Source organism: Streptomyces sp. NBC_00996, assembly GCF_045162675.1.
GTDB lineage: Bacteria > Actinomycetota > Actinomycetes > Streptomycetales > Streptomycetaceae > Streptomyces.
Map to the genome: position 1 here is coordinate 9,981,302 of NZ_CP108723.1, position 15,223 is coordinate 9,996,524.

At 71.2% G+C, this 15,223-nt stretch carries 10 protein-coding genes and 8 pseudogenes; 6 read left to right on the top strand and 12 right to left on the bottom strand.

Annotated features, from left to right (window positions below; genetic code table 11):
- Positions 1–130: 130 nt before the first annotated feature.
- The 3 genes and pseudogenes from OG390_RS46165 to OG390_RS46175 form a co-directional block, all read left to right on the top strand.
- Positions 131–1,537: a PepSY-associated TM helix domain-containing protein gene (locus tag OG390_RS46165; protein WP_406176432.1), complete on the top strand. Its 1,407-nt coding sequence runs from the start codon at positions 131–133 to the stop codon at positions 1,535–1,537.
- Positions 1,538–1,568: 31 nt separating this feature from the next.
- Positions 1,569–1,964, top strand: a pseudogene (locus OG390_RS46170) (BlaI/MecI/CopY family transcriptional regulator); the annotation flags it as partial.
- 86 nt (positions 1,965–2,050) lie between these two features.
- Positions 2,051–2,164, top strand: a pseudogene (locus tag OG390_RS46175) (M56 family peptidase); the annotation flags it as partial.
- A 124-nt stretch (positions 2,165–2,288) separates the two neighbouring features.
- Here OG390_RS46175 and OG390_RS46180 read toward each other — a convergent pair.
- The 3 genes from OG390_RS46180 to OG390_RS46190 form a co-directional block, all read right to left on the bottom strand.
- Positions 2,289–2,636, bottom strand: coding sequence for a tetratricopeptide repeat protein (locus OG390_RS46180; RefSeq protein WP_406176434.1), 348 nt, complete (start codon positions 2,634–2,636; stop codon positions 2,289–2,291).
- A 65-nt stretch (positions 2,637–2,701) separates the two neighbouring features.
- On the bottom strand, positions 2,702–3,142 hold the full coding sequence (locus OG390_RS46185; RefSeq protein ID WP_406176435.1) for a MarR family winged helix-turn-helix transcriptional regulator: 441 nt from the start codon (positions 3,140–3,142) through the stop codon (positions 2,702–2,704).
- Positions 3,139–3,654 (bottom strand): MarR family winged helix-turn-helix transcriptional regulator, encoded by a 516-nt coding sequence (locus OG390_RS46190; protein ID WP_406176437.1) that lies wholly within the window; start codon positions 3,652–3,654, stop codon positions 3,139–3,141. Before OG390_RS46190 ends, OG390_RS46185 begins: the two co-directional genes overlap by 4 nt.
- A gap of 177 nt (positions 3,655–3,831) precedes the next feature.
- On the opposite strand from OG390_RS46190, the gene OG390_RS46195 reads away from it, so the two are divergent.
- On the top strand, positions 3,832–4,797 hold the full coding sequence (locus OG390_RS46195) for a pirin family protein (protein WP_406176438.1): 966 nt from the start codon (positions 3,832–3,834) through the stop codon (positions 4,795–4,797).
- A gap of 355 nt (positions 4,798–5,152) precedes the next feature.
- Here the strand turns inward: OG390_RS46195 and OG390_RS46200 are convergent.
- Positions 5,153–5,518 (bottom strand): annotated as a pseudogene (locus OG390_RS46200) (SsgA family sporulation/cell division regulator); the annotation flags it as partial.
- Positions 5,519–5,680: 162 nt separating this feature from the next.
- Between OG390_RS46200 and OG390_RS46205 the strand changes: the two are divergent.
- Together OG390_RS46205 and msrA are read left to right on the top strand one after the other, a co-directional pair.
- A pseudogene (locus OG390_RS46205) lies at positions 5,681–6,151 on the top strand (esterase/lipase family protein); the annotation flags it as partial.
- A 136-nt stretch (positions 6,152–6,287) separates the two neighbouring features.
- Positions 6,288–6,803, top strand: a complete 516-nt coding sequence (gene msrA / locus OG390_RS46210) for a peptide-methionine (S)-S-oxide reductase MsrA (RefSeq protein WP_406176440.1) — start codon at positions 6,288–6,290, stop codon at positions 6,801–6,803.
- Positions 6,804–6,928: 125 nt separating this feature from the next.
- On the opposite strand, the gene OG390_RS46215 is transcribed toward msrA, so the two are convergent.
- The 8 genes and pseudogenes from OG390_RS46215 to OG390_RS46250 all read right to left on the bottom strand — a co-directional run.
- Entirely contained in the window at positions 6,929–7,492 is a 564-nt protein-coding gene (locus OG390_RS46215) for a CGNR zinc finger domain-containing protein (RefSeq protein WP_406176442.1), read from the bottom strand.
- Between the two features lie 135 nt (positions 7,493–7,627).
- Positions 7,628–8,352 (bottom strand): annotated as a pseudogene (locus tag OG390_RS46220) (ATP-binding cassette domain-containing protein); the annotation flags it as partial.
- Positions 8,353–8,857: 505 nt separating this feature from the next.
- Positions 8,858–8,995 (bottom strand): annotated as a pseudogene (locus OG390_RS46225) (IS481 family transposase); the annotation flags it as partial.
- A gap of 117 nt (positions 8,996–9,112) precedes the next feature.
- Complete coding sequence (locus OG390_RS46230) at positions 9,113–11,323, bottom strand: FUSC family protein (protein WP_406176444.1); 2,211 nt, start codon at positions 11,321–11,323, stop codon at positions 9,113–9,115.
- Positions 11,320–12,738, bottom strand: a complete 1,419-nt coding sequence (locus OG390_RS46235) for an MFS transporter (protein ID WP_406176445.1) — start codon at positions 12,736–12,738, stop codon at positions 11,320–11,322. The genes OG390_RS46230 and OG390_RS46235 overlap by 4 nt, the downstream gene beginning before the upstream one ends.
- Before the next feature lie 333 nt (positions 12,739–13,071).
- Positions 13,072–14,010, bottom strand: coding sequence for a sugar phosphate isomerase/epimerase family protein (locus tag OG390_RS46240; protein ID WP_406176447.1), 939 nt, complete (start codon positions 14,008–14,010; stop codon positions 13,072–13,074).
- Positions 14,007–14,542: pseudogene (locus OG390_RS46245) on the bottom strand (Gfo/Idh/MocA family oxidoreductase); the annotation flags it as partial. The gene OG390_RS46240 and the pseudogene OG390_RS46245, both read right to left, overlap by 4 nt.
- Positions 14,543–14,544: 2 nt before the next feature.
- A pseudogene (locus OG390_RS46250) lies at positions 14,545–15,061 on the bottom strand (MFS transporter); the annotation flags it as partial.
- Positions 15,062–15,223: the final 162 nt, after the last annotated feature.

A 15,223-nucleotide genomic window follows, 5' to 3' on the forward strand; every position in this document is an offset into this window, starting at 1 on the left:
GCACACCACGTATCTGCCCGGGAACTGGGCGCCGCGGTGCCCCGACTACTGGACCGCCACCGGCGAAAGGAGCCCAACTCCTTGGCCCACGGCCCGTTTCCGTCCCCTGCCCGACCGGAGAACCCGCCGCATGTCCACCGCTCCCTCGACCACGACGGACGAGTCCCCGCAGTCCGTCACCCCCGCACTGTCCCGAAGAGCCTGGTCTCCGCTGCGCCCCCTGGTCCTGCGCCTGCACTTCTACGCCGGACTGCTCGTCGCCCCGTTCCTGCTGGTCGCCGCCGCGACCGGCTTCCTGTACGCCGCCTCGTTCCAGGCCGAGAAGATCGTGTACTCCCATGAGCTGACCGTCCCCGTCGGCGACCACGAACTGACGCTGTCCCGGCAGGTGGCCGCCGCCCGCAAGGCCCACCCCGAGGGCACGGTCTCGGCCGTACGCCCTGCACCGGAGGCCGACGCGACCACGCGCGTGCTGCTCTCCGGCGTCCCCGGCGTCGGCGCCGACCACACCCTCGCGGTCTTCGTCGACCCGTACACCGGGAAGGTGCGCGGAGCCCTCGAACAGTACGGCTCCACCGGCGCGCTGCCGCTGCGCACCTGGATCGACGGGCTCCACGCCAATCTGCAGCTGGGCGAGAACGGCCGGCTCTACAGCGAACTCGCCGCGAGCTGGCTGTGGGTGATCGCGGGCGGCGGCCTCGTGCTGTGGTGCGGCCGCCGGCGCTCCCAGCGCAAGGTGCGCGGCACCAGCGGACGCCGCCGCACCCTGGGACTGCACGGCACGGTCGGCGTCTGGGCGGCCGCGGGGTTCGTCTTCCTCTCGGCGACCGGTCTGACGTGGTCGACGTATGCCGGCGCGAACATCGACACCCTCAGGACCTCGCTCGGCCAGGCGACACCCTCGGTGTCGGCGGCGACGGGCGGTGAGCACGCGGGCCACACCGGCGCGGGAACCGCTGAGGCCGAGGCACCGGACATCGCCCGCGACATCGACAAGATCCTCGCGGCCGCCCGCGCCAAGGGCCTCGGCGACCCCGTCGAGATCGTCCCGCCCGCCGACGCCGACTCCGCGTACGTCGCCAAGCAGATCCAGCGCAGCTGGCCCAAGAAGCAGGACTCGGTGGCCGTGGACCCGGCGACCGGCAAGGTCACCGACGAACTCCGCTTCGCCGACTACCCGCTGCTCGCCAAGCTGACCCGCTGGGGCATCGACGCCCACACCGGCACCCTCTTCGGCCTGGTCAACCAGATTGCCCTGATGGCCCTCGCTCTCTCGCTGATCCTGCTCATCGTGTGGGGCTACCGCATGTGGTGGCAGCGGGGCCGCGCCTCCGCGTTCGGGCGGCCCATCCCGCGCGGCGCCTGGCAGCAGGTCCCGCCGCAGATCCTCGTCCCGGCGATGGCGGCCGTCGCGGTCCTCTGCTACTTCGTCCCGCTGCTCGGCATCCCGCTGGCGGTGTTCATCGCCGTGGACGTGCTCCTCGGCGAGATCGCGTACCGGAAGGGGAAGCGCACCCACGGCGGCCGAGCAGCGTGATCAGACACGCGAACGCCGGAGGGAGACGGACATGGCGCACCGCGACCGCGAGGAGTCGCACCGCCGCTGCCGGCGCCGCGGGCAGGGCGAGTTGGAGGTCCAGGTACTCGGGGCACTGCGCGAGGCGGACGCCCCGGTGACCGCCGCCTGGGTGCAGGAGCGCCTGGGCGGCGACCCCGCGTACACCACCGTCGTCACCATCCTGACCCGGCTGCTCGCGAAGGACGCGGTGGCCCCCGAACGGCAGGGACGTTCCTTCATCTGGACGCCCACCGCCGACGTCGCGGGCCTGGCCGCGCTCAAGATGCGGCGGCTGCTCGACGGCGAACGCGACCGCGAGGCCGTCCTCGCCGGCTTCGTCACCGCGCTGCCGCCGGGCGACGAACAGGTGTTGCGTGCGCTGCTCGAAGCGGCGCGTACGACGGAGGAACGGACGCGGGCGAAGCGACCGGTGAGGGTCGCGTGCCGGGTGGGGCCGACGGGACGGCAGGCGGTACGGAAGACTGACGTCTCATGGGAGCCCTCGTCTTCCTGCCACTGGTCCAGCCGCTCAGCGCCTGGCCCATCGCGCGCCTCGCCGAACTGCATCTGGACCCGCGGACGGCCACCCGGCTGCTGACTGCCGTCGACGAAGGCACCCGCGAAGGGCCGGTCACCGAAGTGACCGGCCCACCCCCGAAGGGGTCCTCAAGGGTGGAATCACACCTGCGCGGAGGACGGTGGGATCACACGTGCGCGACGAACGGTGGGATCACACCTGCGCGAAGTCGCCCGCGAGCGCCGAGGCGATGCGGATGTGCGACTCCGCCTCGTCGTGCCGCCCCTGGCGCTGCAGCGTGCGCCCCAGCATCAACCGGGCGTAGTGCTCGACCGGGTCGAGCTCCAAGAGCACGCGCAACTCCGCCTCGGCGCGGCGCAGTTGAGCCGAGTGGTAGTAGGAGCGCGCCAGCAGCAGCCGGGGTCCGACCTGCTCCGGCACCTCCTCGACCAGCCCGCCCAGAATCCGCGCCGCGGCGGCGTAGTCCTTGGCGTCGAAGAACATCCGCGCCCGCTCCCAGCGCTCCGCGGCCGTTCCGTGGTCGTAGTACGTCGTTTCCACTGCTGACCTCCTTCGACGGGCCACAACCGGATGCGTTGGTTGAATATTCCACGACCTCGGGTCGGCTATGCCCCGGCCGGCTCCGCGTCGGCCCGCTCCGTGATGAGGGTCAGCACCCGACCCGCGGTCGCCAGATCCTCGGCGGGAATGCCCGCGTACAGCCGTGCCGCGATCTCGTTGCCGCCGGCGCGGATCGCCTCGAACAGCTCGCGGCCGCTGTCCGTGAGCGACACCTGCCCGGGCGTCGGCTCCGCCAACTGCTCCAGGGCCGTCATCTCGTCGACGGTCTCCCGGGCCGTCGCCTCCTCGATCTTCAGCGCACCGGTCAGCCGGCCGACGAGCCAGTCGCGCTCGACCGTCCCGCCGTTGTCCGAGACGGCCCTGAGGGCCACCGACTGGTTGAAGGTGGTCCCGGTGCGGGCCAGCACGGCCTCCAGGGCGGCACGGCTCGCATAGTGGGCCAGGCCTATGACCTGGCCGTTGACGAGGGGAGTGGTGGTGGTCATGACTGCTCCTTCTCGGAGTGCTCGCTCGTGGAATGCGTCTTCTCTGACGGTGGATCGAGTGGTACGTCGAGCAAGGTGGCCAGTTCGTGACTGAACGCCTTGGTGCGCTCGCCGTCGAGCCCGCCGAGGGGCTCGAGAAGCTGGTCCAGGAGGCCCTGGACCACCCGGATCGCACGGCGGGCGATCTCGCGCCCCTCCGCCGTGAGGGCCAACTGGACCGCCCGGGGGTCCGCGGGATCCTGGGCGCGGTCGACGATGTCGGCCGCCTCCAGGGCGCGGGCCAGCTTCGACACGTAGAGCGCTTCGAGTCCGGTGTGGTCGGCCAGCCGGCGCTGGCTGGGGCGGTGACCGTCCCTGTGCATGCCGTACAGCGACGCCACCAGCGAGTACTGCGCGTGCGTCAGGCCCAGCGGGGCGAGGGCGCGGTCCACGGCCACGCGCCATTTCATCGACAGGCGCCAGACGAGGAAGCCGGGCGTCGCGTTCTCGGATACCGAGGTCACCGAACTCATGCAAGAAACAGTACATGGCTACTATATCCATGGCTACTATTTCGAAGGCTGGTCCGCCCAACGGCGTAGGCGTCCGGGACCGAGGTCGTAGGACCGCGACGGTTCTGAGTCAAGTGCCCCTCAATGGGCGGGTCGATGGCCTGACGGAAGGTCCCCGACAGGGTTAGGTTTGGCGCCATGAGCAATCTTGATCGCGAGGCGGTCCCCGCCCTCTGCGGTGGCCGCGGGTTCGTGGTGGCCGAGCCGGTGCGCGAACTCCTCAGCCCCCGCCGGGTCAAGCTCGGCGAGTCCACCGAAGTCCGCCGTCTGCTGCCCAACCTGGGCCGTCGCATGGTCGGCGCCTGGTGCTTCGTCGATCACTACGGGCCCGACGACATCGCCGACGAGCCCGGGATGCAGGTCCCGCCGCACCCGCACATGGGCCTGCAGACCGTCAGCTGGCTGCACGAGGGCGAGGTGCTGCACCGCGACTCCACGGGCAGCCTCCAGGCGATCCGTCCGCGCGAGCTGGGCCTCATGACCTCGGGCCCGGCCATCAGCCACTCCGAGGAGAGCCCCAAGTCGCACGCCCGCTTCCTGCATGGCGCGCAGCTGTGGGTCGCCCTCCCGGACGGCCACCGCCACACCGACCCGCACTTCGAGCACCACGCCGAACTGCCCGTCGTCACGGCTCCCGGCCTCAAGGGCACGCTCATTCTGGGCACCGTCGACGGCACCACCTCGCCCGGTACGACGTACACCCCGATCGTCGGCGCCGACCTGGCCCTGGCGAGCGGCAGTGACGTACGACTGCCGCTGGAGCCGGACTTCGAGTACGCCGTCCTGTCCATGTCCGGCGAGGCCCATGTCGACGGCGTACCGGTGCTTCCCGGCTCGATGCTCTACCTCGGCTGCGGCCGCACCGAACTCCCCCTGCGCGCCGAGTCGGACGCGGCCCTCGTGCTCCTGGGCGGCGAGCCCTTCGAGGAGGAGCTGATCATGTGGTGGAACTTCATCGGCCGCACCCAGGAGGACATCGAGCAGGCCCGTTCGGACTGGATGACCGGCTCGCGGTTCGGCGAGGTGGTGGGCTACGACGGTGCGCCGCTGCCCGCTCCCGAACTCCCGCCGGTGCCACTGAAGCCGCGCGGAAGGGTGCGTTGACCTGCGAGTATGCCTGAGCTTCGGTGTCTCCTGGGCGGGTGGCGGCCAGGTGGCGCCTCCTGCTCTTCGACCGTTCGCCTGAAGGCGGCTGGGCAGGTTGTCGGATCGGGTCTGTGCAGTCGGCGATTCCACGGTGTGGCTGCCTGCGAGCGGCTGTGGCAGAGCTTTTGCTGACCTGTGCCGACCTTATTGACGTGTCGTCAGGTACGGTGGGCAGGCTCTTTTCGCAGCCCTGGCGCCGGCGTCGGCCTTTGACGGCTCGGTGGCGACCGGAGAGCGCCGACCCGGCGCGGGGTCGAGTCGGGCGGGCCGGTGCGGGAGGACGGTGCTTGCGCTGCGTGGCCCGGTCCTCCGCGTGTGACGGCCACAGCCGGACGTCACCGAGGCCACTCACCGAGTACCGCCTCTGCTGAAGCAGGCCGCGGCCGATCCGCCACAGGACACGCGGGCCGTCCTCGATGACGAACTCCACGCACACGATCAAGGGAACCTCCGGGGCGAAACGGAACTTCGCCCTGAGGGTCTGCCGGGCGGAGACGTCCAGCACGCGCTCGATGTCGAGGATCAGCTCAGGACGGCCGTGGCGGCGACCAGCGGCGGGCCTGTGCACCTGGTTGGTTGCCGCCCGTGCCGGACGGGTCCTTCTCTGTGGCGGAATCCGGCCCGACCTACTCTCGTCCCCGCGGGAGCGTCGTACACGGGTAACTTGACCGTCCAACATCACCCCACTTCGACGGTGGATCGGGACGCTCGGGCTCTGAGGGCGCCGGAGGCCGTCGACATCAAGTCATTCGACTGCCGCCCCTGGCCTGCGCCTGAACGATCCTGAAACTGTCGCCCGCGTGCCAGTGCCGGGTGATCGTCATGCTCGGAGGAGCCAGCCGTGAACCACACTCCCGTCGTCTTCATCCATGGCGCATGGCTGAACGCGCTTTCCTGGGAGTCGTGGGCGGAGCGCTTCGCCAGCCTGGGGTTCCTCGCCTTCACGCCCGGATGGCCGGGGGAGGCGGCAGCGGCCTGGGGGATGCTCGAGTCCTCCGAGACGCTCGCGGGCATCGGCCTGGACGTGCTGACGGACCACTACACAGAGATCGTACGTTCGTTTGATGTCGCGCCGGTGATCGTCGGCCACTCGGTCGGGGGCCTCATTGCGCAGCATCTCATCGGCGCCAACATGGGCCGGGCCGCGTTGGCCATCGCACCCGCCCCGATCAACGACATCCCGCTGCCCGCCTCCCCGGCCCGGTTATGGACCCATGGCGGGGCCGAGGACGCCGAACAGTTGGTGTCCCTGTCTCCGGAGCAGTTCCACCACGCCTTCGCGAACACCGTCGGAGCGGAGGAGTCCGACCGGCTCTTCGAGCGCCATGCCGTGCCGACGCTCATGCGGAACGTCACCTGTCAAGGTGGTGGCGAACGGTGCGGGGTTTCCGGCCGACGTGCGAGCCTGGAGCTTGCGCGCGCAGACGCGAACAGGAAGGTGAGGTGCCATGAGCGACACCGAGGAGAAGGCGCTGCTGGCGGGTGGCTGCTTCTGGGGTATGGAGGACCTGATCCGGGCGCTGCCCGGGGTGGTGCGCACCCGGGTGGGCTACAGCGGCGACGACGACAAGCCCGATGCCACCTATCGCGACCACGGAAAACACGCGGAGTCGATCGAGATCACCTTCGATCCCGCGGTCACCGACTACCGCACGATCCTGGAGTGCTTCTTCCAGATCCACGACCCGACCACGAGGAACCGGCAGGGCAACGACATCGGCCTCAGCTACCGCTCCGCCATCTTCTACCTCGACGACGAGCAGCGCCGTATCGCACAGGACACCATCGCCGACGTCGAGGCGTCCGGGCTGTGGCCGGGACCGGTGGTGACCGAGGTGGTGCCGGCCGGCCCGTTCTGGGAGGCCGAGCCGGAGCACCAGGACTACCTCCAGCGCTACCCGGACGGCTACACCTGCCATTTCCCGCGCCCGAACTGGCGCCTGCCCAGGCGAAGCGAGGCCTGAACACCAGCGCGGCCGGGGAGGACCCCTCCTGGGCGTGACCGACAGGGGGCGCCGGGGCGGCGGCGGGTGCGGATCTCAGAGGTGGTCGGCGTCGACCACGGCCTGCCTGCGAGGAGAGTGTGAGGTCAGCGCGTGGTCACGGCCGGCGCGGCCTTCTTGCGTGCGCGGTAGGCGGCGGCCTTGATCTTGTTGCCGCAGGACTCCATGCCGCACCACTGGCGCCGCATGCCCCGGGAGCGGTCGATGTAGACTCGGGTGCACTCGGGGTTGCCGCACTCCTTCATCAGGGGGACGTCCGGGCCGCTGAGCAGTTCGACGGCCTGCCGGGCGACGGTCGCCAGCGCCTGCTCGGGCGTCGCCTCGGTGTGTCGGCCCGTCAGGGTGAGCTGCGGTGTCACGGGGGTCTTGCGCGCGGTGGCGTTGAGCACGGCGAGCGCCTCACGGTCGAGCTCGTCACCGAGCCGGCGGTCGGTGACGAGCCGGTAGATGGCCTCGCGTACGGTCGTCGCTTCCCGGACGTCGTCCTCCTCGCCTGGAGTGATTGTGTCCACCAGCCCGGACTCCAGGTACCAGGCATTCAGCCGCTCCGGCGTCACGAACATCTCGAACCGGGTCGAGCGCCGGGCCCGTAGAGTGGCCGCGAAGTCGAGGGCCGGGTGCGCGCATACGAATACATGGTCAAGATTCACATCACCATCTTGACAGGTGACTCTTGTGGGGCGCAAGAAGCGTCACCGTTTCAGGCGGTGCCCCGCGGCAGCGCGGTCGAGATCGTACGGCACCCCGCGCGGTCCGCGCAGGTCAGGACCGTGTACGAGCAGGGGTCAGGACCCGCAGCGGGCCGGCGCCGCCTCCTCTCGTCGGCCGTGTCCCGGTTCCAGACGAAGTTCGCGGCCCTGCCACCGTCGGCGCAGCCGGCGATCGTGGCTGGCCACGACGATCGCGCCGGGGCCCGCACCCAGTGCGGGCTCCAGTTCGTCGCACAGCCGCGGGGAGAGGTGGTTGGTGGGTTCATCGAGCAGGAGGAGCCTCGGCGGGTGGGCCACCAGTAGTGCCGGCGCCAGCCGCCGACGCTGCCCCACGGACAGCTGTCCGACCGGTTTGTCCAGGTCCCCCAGCTCGGCGGCACCCTCTCGGTCCGCTCCGGGCCCAGCGACAGCTCATAGGTGTCCCGGACCGTGCGGTCGTATCCCTCGAACACGGTGTCCTGAGTGAGCAACCCCACCGTCAGCCTGCGCCGCCGGTGCACGTCGCCCTCGGCTGGAAGACGCCCGGCGAGCAGCGTCGACTTACCCGTCCCGTTGCCGCCCGTGACCAGCAGCCGATCGGTGGCCGACACCTCCAGGCCGTCCAGCGCGAGCCGGCCCGGCACGCGTACGTCCCGCAGGGACACCAGGGGCCACGGGCTCTCCTCCGCCCGCGCGGCCAGGTCACCGGCCGCGAAACGCAGCGGGCGCGGCGGTTCGGCGACCTGCGTGCGCTCCAGTTCCTCCAGCCGCCGGGTGGCGGTGCAGATCCCCGCCGACGAGCGTTCCGCCCTCCCCCGCCTCGTAGAACCCGGCGGCATGGACGGGGCCGAGCCTGCACGGCACGGGCCGCAGCAGGGTCCGCTGCATGGCTTCCGCGACCGAGTTGGCCCGGATCAGGTGTTGCCGGGTCCGCTCCCGCTGCCAGGCCAGCGCGACGCTGGCGATACCGATGAGGAGGGTGGCGGCGTAGACGGCAGCATGGTGCTGCTCGTCGAAGTGGCCGGGACGGCGGGCGGCCATCCACATCTGCAGGCCCAGGCACACCACGGCCGACAGCGCGGTGCCCCGCGGGCCGCGCGTCGCGGCCGCGAGCGGCGGTACGGCGATGAGCATGAAGCTCACCGGTTCGCGGCCCCTGACGATCACTTCGGCGAGCAGGTCGACGGCCACGGCGATCAGCGGCAGCCACCACGCCCACCCCCGGAGTGGGGACGGGGGTCGCAGCCCGGCACGAAGGCTTCCGCGGGACACGGTGCGCGCCCTAGTTGTACTGACCCGTGAGGTCGGGGACGCGGCTGGCGGGTGGTTGGCCCACCGCTTGGCCGTGGTCACGGAGACCTGGAAGCGTTCGGCGGCCCTGCGCAGGGGCCAGTCGTCCTCGACCACACAACGGGCCAGACGCAGCCGTCCGGTCTCGGTCAGGGGTGCATTACGGTGAGGCACGAGGGCCTTTCTGGTCGCCGGTGCAGATGTCGCAATCCACACCAGGCCAGAAGGCCCTCACCCATTTCAAGATCAATCAGCCGTGAACCCTGTCACCAACCTCCGTGGGCAGAACACCTAGTGCCCGCCGGGACCGGTCACAGAGCGGGCGGTGCCGCCGCCCGTCGCCCCGGTTGCCGCGCGATCGCGCGCGCCGGGCAGGCCGGCCTCGATGCGGGAGAGCTGGGCGGTCAGGCTCATCAGCCACATCTCGAGGTCGATCAGCGCCGGCAGCGGCGGTGTCGGCGGCCGCGAGGGTTCTGGCCGCGTTCCGTCCGGCGGCGGCCGCTCCCCGGTGCACAGGGCGGCCAGCCGATCGGTGGTTCCGGCCACCGCCCGGGCATCGGCCCGGGCACGTTCCGCGGCGTCCGGAGGCGGGGCACTCGCGGGCATGTCGAAGCGGGGCAGCCACTGGGCCCCGAGCAGGACGTGGTGGACCGCGATGAGCAGGCCGTGCCAGTCGGCGCTCACGGCTGCGCCGGCGGCCGGTTCACTGCGGAACTGGTCATAGGCGGACTCGGCCAGGCGCAGCCGGTGCAGAGCGGGGAACGTCGGCGGGGCAGGTGCCGAGCCCGGTGGCACCGCCGTCAGCACTGCGGCGGTGCCCTTTATCAGCGGCCCGCACTCGCGCAGCAGCCCCGCCATGGTTCTGCGCACCTCCCGGCGGGCACCGGTAGGCCAGGCGAGCATCGCGCACAGCAGACCGATGGCGCTGCCGGTCACCACATCCACGATCCGCGCCTCGGCCAGCCGCCAGGTGGCCGGCGCGATCTGGGCGAACGCGGTGGCCACCACGAGCGTGAACAGCCCCTGCGCCCAGGCGATGCCGAGCAGCGGCCCGAGCGCGAAGGCAACCAGCATGCCCGGTGCGAGGATCGCGGCGTAGGCGTCGGTGTGCTGTCCTACGCCGATGAGCAGGGCGCCCGCCGCGACGGCGCCCACGAGATTGCCGGCCACCGCCTCGCGAATGGCCGCCCAGGTCTCCCCGACGGTGGTCCTGCACAGCGTGAGCACCGCCAGCAACACCCAGAACCCGTGGGTGAGGTCGAGCGAACCGGCGACCAGCCGTGCCGCGCCGAGGGCCAGTGCGATCCGGACGGCGTTGTGGAACTGCACCGAGTGGAGCGTCATGTTGCCGACGATCCGGCGCAGCCACAGCTGGGACGTGCTCGCCTCCGTGTACCAGAACAGTTCGCGTGGCTCGATCGGCGGGGTGCGTCGCCCATCGAGGCCGACCCGTACGGAGATCTCCAGGATGCGCACCGATTCGGCGACGGCCAGCAGCGCGGCTTGCCGGCGCAGCACTGTCACCGACGCCGGTACCTCGCCGGCCGGCTCCGCCGCCTCCCGCACGCGCATTTCCTGGAAGGCGCCGATCGCCTCATCCATGTGCTGCGGGCCCGTGGCGGCTCGTCCCGCCCGCAGGGCCGCGGCACTGTCGTCGCACAGGGACGTCACCTGCGGCAGCAGCCACTGGGATGCCGGGTCGGTAGCGGCGCCACCCCTTATGTCCGCCCGGCAGCCGTCCCGTATGTCGGCCCGGCCGCCGTTGCGGAGGAGGTCGCGCAGTTGCTCCGTCTCGGTCAGATGGGCCAGTTGCTCGAGCAGCCGGCGGGCCCCGGAACCCGCCTGGGAGAGACCGCGGGTCGCACGGCCAGGGCCCGCGGGGCGTTCCGCGGGTGGGATCTTGGACAGCCGTAGCTGCGCGCCCGCGGCGCGCAGGGCCTCGGGCGAGAGGCTGGTGCGGCCGGCGAGGGTGTCGCCCGCGGTCGCCACGGCCTGTGCGAGGCTCCATCGGTACGTCTCGCCCGCGGGCTGCGGCAGGAGAAACAGCTCGCACAGCGCCAGCAGCACCACGCCCACGGTGAGCCCGGCCAGCCGCGCCCCCAGGGTCTGCGGTGCGTAGGGCGGGAAGCAGGCCAGGATGTAGAAGAGCTGGAGTCCCGGCGCCGCCCCGGCCGGCCGAGGCCCCGCGATGGCCGCGAAGGCCAGGAGGAAGCCGACGACGAGCATCCCGAGCACTGCCGCCCAGGTCTGCACCGCCAGCACGGTCCCCAGTGCCACCAGCACCAGGCCCACCGGCAGCACCTTCAGCATCATCGCGGCCCGTTGCCGCCCGGATCCCGGGAGCGAGGACAGGAGCCCCAGAGCGATGGGCGAGAACAGCGCGTACAGCGCCAGCACGGGCTCGCCAAGCCCGTACAGGAAGGTGTAGAACCCCGCGGACGCCGCCAGTGTCACCCGCACCGAGCGGTGCAGGATCTCGGCCCGCTCGGCCCCGCCCTTCACGGTGGGCCCCCGTCGTGAGTCGCGCGCGAGCCGAGCGGCGGGACCTGGCCCAGGACCACGAGCCGGTGTCGTACGGCCGTGACGACGACGGAAGCCGCCAGGATCACTGCCCCGCCCGAGCGCAGGATCGCGTCGTACGTCGCCTCCGGCGTTCGTTCCGGCGTCATCGCCGTGATCGCGACCGCGGCCGCCGCCAGCGCGACGCCGCCCACCGTGACCAAGAACGTCAGCAGGACGCCCGACGCCTCGCCGGCCCGTTCGGGTGCCACCACCTGTTGTGTGGCGACGCCGGCAAAGGTCCAGCCCAGCCCCAGGCCGAGCCCGCACCAGGCGAACACCACAACGTACAGCCACGAGGCCGCCGCGTGACTGAGCATGATCATGCCCGTACCGGCGATGGTCCCGGCGAGTGCCATCACCACCGTCGGCCGCAGGTGCGCGGACAGCCTGGCGCCGAGCGGCCCGCTCAGGGCCACGAGCACGGCGGGCGCCAGGAACACCACACCCGCCTGAAGCGGTGACACCCCCCGCACCTGCTGCAGATACAGCGTCGAGACGAAGACGGTGACGGCGTAGCCCATGTTGGTGACGGAGCCCGTGCCCGTCACCAGGACATAGGGGATGTTGCGGAAGAGCCGGGCATCGATGAGCGGATGCCGGGCCTTGCGCTCCCGCAGCACGAACAGCCCGCCCGCCACCACCGCGATGGCCGGCAGAGTGAGCGTGCGGGCATGGTCCCAGCCCCAGGCGCTGCCCCGCTCCACGGCCAGGGTGAGCGCCGCCGAGGTGCACACGAGGGTCAGACAGCCCGCCAGATCGATCTGGCGGGGAGCCGAGGGGCCTCGGGAGTCGGGGACGCACACGTACGCCACGGTCAGCGCCAGCACACTCAAGGGGGCAAGCAGCCAGAAGATCCAGCGCCAGCCGGGCCCTTCGGTGAATCCGCCGCCGACGAAGGGTCCGAGGGCGGTCCCCACGTTGGCGATCCCGAAGGCCGCCCCCAGCGCACGCACCCGAGTCGTGTCCGGGAAGACGTTGGTGATCACGGACACCGACACCGGGAAAACGAAGCCCGCACCGATGCCCTGCACGATCCGTGCCCCCAGCAGCGGCCACAGCTCCGGCGCGAGCGTGCAGCCGGCCGACCCGGCCGCGAACAGCGCCGTCCCGGCAAGCCGGGAGCGCCCGCGTCCGAAGACGTCGCCCACTCTGCCGCCCACGATGAAACAGCAGCCGATGGCGAGCATGTACGCGGACAGCGTCCACTGGGCGGCCGAGGCGGTTACACCGAACTCCTCGGCGATCCCCGGGACGGCCAGGTTCAGGGCGAAGAAGTCGAGCCGGATGCAGAACAGGGCCAGGGCGACCGCGATGAGGGCCCCGGTCCACGCGGCCGGCGAAGGCTCAGCGCGCATGAGCACGTTCCTCTCGGGCCGACGCCGCCGAGGCGTCGTGGGCGGGCCGGACACGCACCCCGCCACCCCATTGTCGGTCGACCCTGTACGCACCGCAGCCCGGCCACCCCGGAGGGCGGCGGGCTCCTTCGTCGCGGCCCGCTCCATGGGGTGGGGCGCCGGGATCCGGAGGTGAAGGACGAGCGATGTCGGTGGGCCTGCAGACCGCGGCCGTACGCGACGCTCCGCAACCGTGCCCCGATTGCCGTAGGGCTTCGCGGTCGGCGTCGTGAAGTAGCGACGCAGCACCCAGCCGGCCCAGTCGATCCTGCCGACAGAAGGGCTCGGCAAGGATTACGTCGACCGCTGCATGCCGGCGGGTCGGATGGAGGTCACCGCAGACCCGCCGGCCAGTACTCGCACTGCGCGGGGAGTTCCTTTGGCGATGCGGTTCAGCATGAACGCCGAGGACTCCCGGGCCCGTTCCTCCCAGGCGAAGACGCAGGCGGTGGCGACGCCGTCGAAGTTCAGCTCGCGCAGGCCGGCGAAGAAGGCGTCCCAGTCGACCTCGCCCTGGTCGATGTCCAGGTGCTGGTGGATCCGGGCGGTGGTGCCGGGCGGGTTGAGGATGTAGCGGAGGCCGGACGATCCCTTGTGGTTGAAGGAGTCCGCGATGTGCACGTGCCGGAGCTTGTCGCCGGCGTAGCGCATCATCGCCGCGATGTCCGCACCGACCTCCGAGGCACCGGAGAGGTGGAAGGAGTGCGGGGCGCAGTAGAGGTAGTTCACCCAGGGCTTGTTGATCGCGCGGACGAGGTCGACCGCGGGCGTGTTCTCCTCGCAGAAGTCGTCCGGGTGGGCCTCCAGGTTGAGGGCGATGCCTTCCCGCTCGAACAGCGGCAGCAGTTCCTCCATGGAGCGCCGGAAGGCGGCCTCGCTCTCGGCGGCGCGCTCGGGCCGGCCGTTGAACTCCGAGTTCATCAGCGGGCATTCGAGGTCCGCCGTGATCTCGATCATCCGCTTCCAGTAGCGCACGGCGGCCTGCCGCTCGGTTTCGTCCGGCGAGGACCACTTGTAGAGGGGGAGGACGGAGGACAGTGCGATTCCACGAGTGCGGAGGGCGTTCTTGAGCTGTGCGATGCGCTCGTCGTCGGCCCGCGGGTGCAGGAAGAACGGCATGAACTCGTCTCGCGGCGACAACTCGATGTACTGGTAGCCGAGTTCGGCGACCGTGCGCACCATGTCGTCGATCGGCAGGGCGCGGAACATGTACGGGTCGAGGGCGATCTTCATGCGGCACCTACGTAGAAGGCGGGGCGGGGCTTCACGTCGGCGGCGACGACGGCGCCGCCGGATGCGAGAGACGTCACGGTGGCGTCGGCGATGACGGTGGCGGCGTAGCCGTCCCATGCGGACGGCCCGGTGGGTTCGGCACCGGCCCCGACGGAGGCGATCCATTCACGGAACTCGGTGTCGAAGGCGTCCACGAACCCTTCCAGTCCTGCAGGACGGCGGTGCCGTGCCGGCCGGCGGTACGGACGCCGACGGTGGCCGGGTCGGACAGCCGGACCAGGCCCTCCTCGCCGACGGTCTCGCACTGGATGTCGTAGCCGTACTGGCGGTTGACGAAGACCTCCAGGTCGATGCGGACCCCGTTCGCGGTCTCGAAGTACATCAGTTGCGGGTCCTTGAGGTGGTCGAACCGCTTGCTGGTCGCGCGCGGGGTGATCACCTGGGCGGAGACGATCTCGTCGTCGAGCAGCCACCGCAGGACGTCGATCTCGTGGACGGCCGTGTCCTGCGCGGCCATCTGCGAGGTGTACGCCGGGTGGCCAGCACGAGCATGTAGCGCCAGACGCCGCCGGACTCGCCGCCCACCTGGGCGATGACGGCGTTGGAGGTGAAGGCCAGCAACTGGCCGCTGACGATCGTCAGTTCGTTGCCCGCCGACCGGCGCGCCGCGCCGCTCGGCGGGCGAGATCTCCGCGAGGTAGACGGGCACGGTGACCGAGGCGCCGCCGACGGCGAGGCCGAGGACGAAGCGCGCCACGACCATGATCGCGGTGTTGAGCGCGAGCGTGCAGCCGAGCGCGCCGACGAAGAACACCACGGCGAGGGTGAGGATCGTACGGCGGCGTCCGCGCGCGTCCGACAGCCTGCCGCCGGTGATCGCTCCCAATGCGGCGCCGAGGAGGAGCGAGCTGGTGACCATGCCCTCGGTGAACGGGGTCAGGCCGAGGTCGTCCTTCATGTACGGCAGAGCACCAGCGTGGTGTCGAGTTGCCGCTCCTTCTCCCGTAGGTAGGTGAAGTCGCCCTGGGTGAGGGGAAGTTCGCGGCCGCAGCCGGTGCTGTCGGACGGCAGGGTCGCCGGGTGGCCGAGGACGTGGACGCGGGTCTTGGAGGCACGTCCCCGGACCTCCCTCGGCGCGTCGGACGGCCGCGTTCTCGCGATGGCGCTCTTCTGCTCTGCGGTGTCGGTGCCGTCCTCGTAGTGCTTCCTGCGG